This window comes from Candidatus Aegiribacteria sp. (assembly GCA_021108005.1).
Classification (GTDB): domain Bacteria; phylum Fermentibacterota; class Fermentibacteria; order Fermentibacterales; family JCC-6; genus Aegiribacteria.
This window is the reverse complement of the sequence record JAIORS010000162.1, coordinates 1-5,713: the sequence shown is the minus strand read 5'-3', so window position 1 is coordinate 5,713 and position 5,713 is coordinate 1. Positions and strand designations below refer to the sequence as shown.

The window sequence follows — 5,713 nt, the reverse complement described above, 5'->3', positions numbered from 1 at the left end:
ACAGTTACTTAAAGGGAATCGAAGCCAGTGAAACCCTCGGACTCACCTACCAGGTAGGACAAATGAAAAAACACGTAGCAACAATCCTCGAGCTGAGCGAAGAAAAAGATAAGTAATACGGTATTCCCTTTAATTATCCTGATGACAGATATGAAGCACGTGAGCTTTATGAAGATATCTTCTGTCGAAGGCTATGTATCTGTGCTTGAGGATATTCTGCTTTCATGGTGAATACCCGTTTTTCAGAAGCGGACCAGGCGCGCTACAGTCAAACACACAATTCTTTTTCTTCGGCAACTCTATCCTGGTCAACTGATACCATCGTCTCAGAGAAAAGTCCGATCACTGATTGAAAGCTTCTCAGGTAATTGTCTCATCCGATTTGTGCCGGTCAATGAGCAACTGCCCTCCAACTCCGACATTATCAGGGTTATTCTCCGATTTTCTGCATCCCGCTGGCCATATTGTGAAGTGTTTTACGATCAAGTTTCCCGGTTGCCGTCTTTGGCAGCCTGTCCATTACAGCCCAGCGATCAGGGACCTTGTAGCTTGCCAGGTTATCTGAAACATACTTTTTCAGACTGTCCAGATCCGGGTTATCCGCATCCGGCTCCCACTCGATATAAGCCTGGAGAATAGCTCCCCAATGCGCGTCCGGTACACCCACCACACAGCTCTCCAGAACATCCGGGAAGGAATCAATGATATTTTCAACTTCATGAGGACTTACATTCGACCCTCCGTGGATGATAATCTCCTTTTTACGTTCCTGAAAAGTGTAGAAACCATCACCATCGCATGTAGCGATATCACCGCCTTCGAAGGAGACTGAATAGAATGTTTTCGGATCAGATCATCAAGAACAGATGGATTCATATACCCTCCCATTAATTTTAACAGCATCACATATCATTCCCGCTTCCTGAAGCACAGGGCAGACCTTCAAACAATTTGCATAAACCCAAGGAATTTGTATTATCACTAAAAGGAGGATAACATGGGCACAATCGTATTTCTTATTCTAAGGCTGGTTTTCGGATACAACTACATGGGCGATGTACAGACTCTCGCTACTGTTGTCTCTTTAGACTCCATAGCGTTAGTTCTTCTGTGGAAACTCAAATCCAAAAAATCCGAGTAAGGTTCAGTAACCCCGAAAGTCTTCTGATACTTATAACCGGGGAAAACGGATGGAAATTCGAGCATTCTGTTCGATATTTCAGAAAGAGCCGGATGAGATAGTTTGATAACAGGAAGTATAGCGTATAAGATATTCTCCAATAAATAGCAATTAGTCGTAGAATACACAGAAAATACCTGGCAAATATTCGATAGTTTGCAAAGTATATTGACTTATTGTATTAATTTGCCTAGATTTCCAGCATGAAACGAAAAGCAATAAGAGAACTTGAAGCATGGAAAAGAAAGCCTTCCAGAAAGCCTATGCTTCTTCAGGGAGTGCGCCAGTGCGGAAAAACATATCTTCTAAAACAGCTTTTTGCGCCTTCATTCCCCGGGTATCACTACTTTGACCTTGAGAAGAACACAGCTGCTGCATCTGTATTCAGGAAAGGCAGCCTGGATCCTGCGCGTATACTGAAGGAACTTGAATTAGTATCAGACACGAATATCAGTCCGAACCGGGACCTAATCATATTTGACGAGATTCAGGCATGCCCAAGAGCACTCACGGCATTGAAGTATTTCTGCGATGACATGGCAGACTGTTATATCTGCGCTGCCGGCAGCCTGTCCGGTGTTACAATGTCTGATCAACCTTTTCCAGTCGGTAAACTGGAGTATACTGACCTTTACTCCATGAACTTTATGGAATTCCTTGATGCGCTGGAAGAAGAAAGGCTTAAAAATTCTCTGCAAAACGCGATTGAAGAAGAATCACTCCCTGAGGCAGCTCATGATAAACTCTGGAACATTCTTGGTGAGTACATCGTTGTCGGAGGTATGCCCGAGGCAGTAAAGGCATACAGGAGTATCCGGAGAGAAAGCCTGAGGACAGCTTTCGCAGAAGCGCGAAAGGTTCAGGAAAACCTTATCAGAGGATATCTGGCGGACATGGCCAAATACTCAGGGCACAGTAATTCAATGCATATTGAGCGGATCTGGAGCAACCTGCCTTCACAGCTGGGAAGAGAGCAGAACGGCAATTCTTCCAGATATCGCTTCAAGGGTGTCATTCCCGGACGTAAGGGTTTCAGAGGGCTGGAGGGTCCAATAGACTGGCTGGAAAAGACCGGTCTTGTACTGAAATACTCCATTGTTAATAGGGGAGAACTGCCTCTCTCAGCATATACAGCCCAGGGAAGATTCAAGCTGTACGCACACGATACAGGCATCCTTGGAGCACTTGCCGATATTCCACTGCTGGACAGAGGAGGGTTCCACGAGGGTTTTTACAAAGGATGGGTGGCGGAGAGTTTCGTGGCTCAAGAGTTCAGCGCAGCTGGAGTTGAACCAAATATTGCATGGAAAGAGAATACTGCCGAGGTGGAGTTCCTCCTTCAGAAACGGAATGATGTTATTCCAGTGGAAGTAAAAGCCGGCAGAAGATCTCATTCAAGATCAGCAGGAACCTTTGCCGGGAAGTATGATCCCCCGGAGATTGTAAAACTAGGATACTGGAACTTCAGGAAGAGAGGTATAACCCGCTTCATCCCTCTCTACGCAGCGTCAATGCTCAATACGCAATTCACTGAGAATAATCCGCAGACTCATTTCTGATAAACCCGGGTTTTGCCCGGCACATTTATACAGAATATGAAGCAGTAGCCTCTTCATGCGTCAGAAGGTAGGCTATAACCTCGCACCTGGAACTCACTCCGAAGAGAGCTCTCAGTTTCAGGATGAGATTAGCAGGAATCCCGGGATTAAATGTCTCAGAGATATTTCTTAACTTAACGAGATTTCTGATGAAGCCTGTTTTACTGAAGAATTTGTCTTTCTCACCTACCTGTGGGTGTGGTTTTCCATTCTTTCGTATCTCCCGGCTTAATCTTTTCCATTTGGCTTCTGAAGACGGTTTCATCAATACACTTGCAATAGAAGCAAGAAGAACCATGCCAGCAAAGTTCTCGCGCTTATTGATGGTCTTGAGACGCTGAACATTCAAAAAACGCTGGTTGATAACCAGCCACTCAATCATGGAATCGCATACCGTCAAATTGAATATCATGATACAGATGGACAGTTGCTCAACTACTGAAGCTGAATGCAGTAGTCAACCACCCCGAGAGGTCTTCTTCCCTCAGAAGTATTATCCCGGAAACGTGGTGGAATATGATCTGGATAATCAAATCGATATGCGGATTCGACCCCCAGTCATATCATCTTCGAATTCAAGGGTATCCGGAGATATCCAGACTGGTTTGAATTCCCTTGCACTTGAGATTGCCAGCAATTCAGTCCGCCCTTCGTCAAGATAGTACAAAAACAGGTGACATGTATCTCCGCTGGCCTGGTATTCCAACAACTCATCATAGCAGTGCATTGCGGGATAGTCGCTATAGGTCAGCATTCTCGAATCTGCCTGCAGGACATATTCATCGAGTATTTCAAGACTTGATATGTCGTATATCACGGGATTCATGGAGTTTATATCAAGTCTGAAGAGGTTAATCGGTCCAGGTACCTGAAGAAGAGATCCCCAGAAGGATAACCCGTTCGAGGACCATTCCAGCGGCTGCAAAACAACATCAAAACCAATCCGGACGGATGATAGCTGCTCGGTTTCAAAGGTCCCGAGGATTCCCCCTTCACTTCCCAGGACCCATAAACTGTCTCTGGAAACAACCGCGATGTGGCTGTTATCCCCGGAAACCCTGAAATCCAGTCCCTTGTGCGAAAACAGCTCAACACCTGTACCCTCGTGAGAGTATCTCCACAACTGATCAGACCAGTTTTCATCGGGGTATCCATCGTAATCGATCCTCCGAATAACGTACAGGTATCCGTCATGATATTCACAGGAGTGATAATGGGCACTGTAGACAAAGGTAATGTCCAGCGAGAGGATGGAGTCCCCGTTACCGGTGTCGATTACTTCAATCAGTGTATTATCACGGCCATCATTCTCCAGTGTAACCTCGTATCCATCTGACAGTAATTCAGCACCTATCATGAATATAAAAGTAAAGACAAACTGCATTGTACCCCTCCAAACGTAATTAGGGAAACCATTCTCTCTAATATATTAGCGTGGGAGGGGGGGGACGTCACCTGAGCATGTGGAGCCTCGCAATAAGCTGGACGACACAGATAGTAATTCACTCAAAGCATTCTGCTATAAGATTACTATAGAGAATTCCTTAGCTGGTTAATATATGTGTCTAAATTCTCAGGAAGAGGTAATATGGAATCAGGTAGATATTCCTCCATCGTTTGCATAAGAAAATTAGCTTTTGTTAGATTGTTTAAATTATAGTAATAGGTAATTAAATTTAAGTATAAATATCTATAGTTATTAAGCAATTGGGAAACTCGGGGTAAGTCATTTTCTCTCAGATCCTGAAAATTGGTGAAATTTTCCATTTCTCCAAGAAAAATTTCCAATAATTCGATATCGATTTCATTTCCTCTTTCACAAACATTATAGGGCACTAATTGTCTGGCCAAACCGCAGAGAATTAAACTGGAATCGAAATCATCAGTAATTAAGGCAGGAGAAGAAAGGGAAAAATATACAGGGCGGAGAAAAGCATTTTGTTCAATTATATCCGTAATTATAGCTTTTGCCGGGCTTAAATATTCCCGGTCGTAACCAGTCAGATCGGGAGATAACGTCCATTGGAAAACACTATCTTCCAATTCATATAATCTAATAATTTCGGAGTTAAGTAATGTGTGTATTATATTTGAATTCCACTTATAATTATTTGTCCCATAGATTTGCTCAGTATTCCAACTTATAGGTACAGGTACAATTAGATCATGGAATCCCTCTTTAATGATCTCAATATACCAGGATCGGTTACAGAGGGGAATAATCACCGGAGAAATATCTTGACGATAATTATCAATCCACTGCAGATAGGATATAGCATTAACTTCCGCATCTCCGCTGATAAAAAGAATTGCGTTTTGCTGGCAGCAGTCCAGTGTATTACGGGCATACTCCAGAAGCCAGGGGGGATAACATCCGGCAAGGAAACCCTTAATCATTGATTCTTTAACCTCATCATACTGGTCGAATTGAATAGCTTTTCGGGAGATAACTCCATATTCAACACCCAGGAAATAATAACTATCCCTTAAATTCGGATCCAGAATTATTGATTGTGTAAGGTAGTAGATAATTGTATCGGAAATATTCGCCGAATAATTCGGATAAGGACGAGAATCATAACATAAATAATGGGTGTAATAGCCCAGGTAGTGATATATTTCCGCATTACTGGAATCAACAGCCAGAGCTGATTCCAAGCATTCTATTGATTCCAAGTAACTGCCCTGATCGAAGTAATGATGTGCCTGATGCAGATAATTTTGGACATCTGAAGAATCGGTTTCAGTTAGTGAGATGATTAAAGACAGTATAAGGACAAACATATTCTCCCCTACTTGCTAAAGTGAAATTTGTGACTTACGATTTCATCTGATTGGTAGCAGTTCTTTTGCATACTTTGCCACCCTCCCTGTAAGATTCATGGAGCAGAGAGGTCGGTCTTGAGTTTCTGTTTGGTACTATATCAACATACAT

Annotated in this window: 6 protein-coding genes; 2 read left to right on the top strand and 4 right to left on the bottom strand. The window is 43.1% G+C overall.

All coding sequences use genetic code 11. The features are described 5' to 3' along the window. Nucleotides 1-430 precede the first annotated feature (430 nt). A complete protein-coding gene (locus K8S15_10005) occupies nt 431-808 on the bottom strand; it encodes a hypothetical protein (protein MCD4776368.1) in 378 nt (125 codons plus the stop codon). 189 nt (nt 809-997) lie between these two features. On the opposite strand from K8S15_10005, the gene K8S15_10000 reads away from it, so the two are divergent. Together K8S15_10000 and K8S15_09995 are read left to right on the top strand one after the other, a co-directional pair. Then, the gene (locus tag K8S15_10000) at nt 998-1,141 is read left to right on the top strand and encodes a hypothetical protein (GenBank protein ID MCD4776367.1); all 144 of its coding nucleotides are present in this window, start codon (nt 998-1,000) and stop codon (nt 1,139-1,141) included. A gap of 242 nt (nt 1,142-1,383) precedes the next feature. After that, nucleotides 1,384-2,739 (top strand): AAA family ATPase, encoded by a 1,356-nt coding sequence (locus K8S15_09995; GenBank protein MCD4776366.1) that lies wholly within the window; start codon nt 1,384-1,386, stop codon nt 2,737-2,739. Nucleotides 2,740-2,764: 25 nt separating this feature from the next. Here the strand turns inward: K8S15_09995 and K8S15_09990 are convergent, their stop codons facing one another. From K8S15_09990 to K8S15_09980, 3 genes are all read right to left on the bottom strand, one after another. Beyond that, complete coding sequence (locus K8S15_09990; GenBank protein ID MCD4776365.1) at nt 2,765-3,190, bottom strand: hypothetical protein; 426 nt, start codon at nt 3,188-3,190, stop codon at nt 2,765-2,767. A 117-nt stretch (nt 3,191-3,307) separates the two neighbouring features. Next, entirely contained in the window at nt 3,308-4,162 is an 855-nt protein-coding gene (locus K8S15_09985; GenBank protein ID MCD4776364.1) for a hypothetical protein, read from the bottom strand. A 146-nt stretch (nt 4,163-4,308) separates the two neighbouring features. Next, complete coding sequence (locus tag K8S15_09980; GenBank protein MCD4776363.1) at nt 4,309-5,562, bottom strand: tetratricopeptide repeat protein; 1,254 nt, start codon at nt 5,560-5,562, stop codon at nt 4,309-4,311. Nucleotides 5,563-5,713 lie beyond the last annotated feature (151 nt).

Bases quoted from the DNA above. Each gene is read 5' to 3' on its own strand.
- K8S15_10000 (MCD4776367.1), top strand. From the start codon at position 998: ATGGGCACAATCGTATTTCTTATTCTAAGGCTGGTTTTCGGATACAAC.
- K8S15_09995 (MCD4776366.1), top strand. From the start codon at position 1,384: ATGAAACGAAAAGCAATAAGAGAACTTGAAGCATGGAAAAGAAAGCCT.
- K8S15_09990 (MCD4776365.1), bottom strand. From the start codon at position 3,190: ATGATATTCAATTTGACGGTATGCGATTCCATGATTGAGTGGCTGGTT.
- K8S15_09985 (MCD4776364.1), bottom strand. From the start codon at position 4,162: ATGCAGTTTGTCTTTACTTTTATATTCATGATAGGTGCTGAATTACTG.
- K8S15_09980 (MCD4776363.1), bottom strand. From the start codon at position 5,562: ATGTTTGTCCTTATACTGTCTTTAATCATCTCACTAACTGAAACCGAT.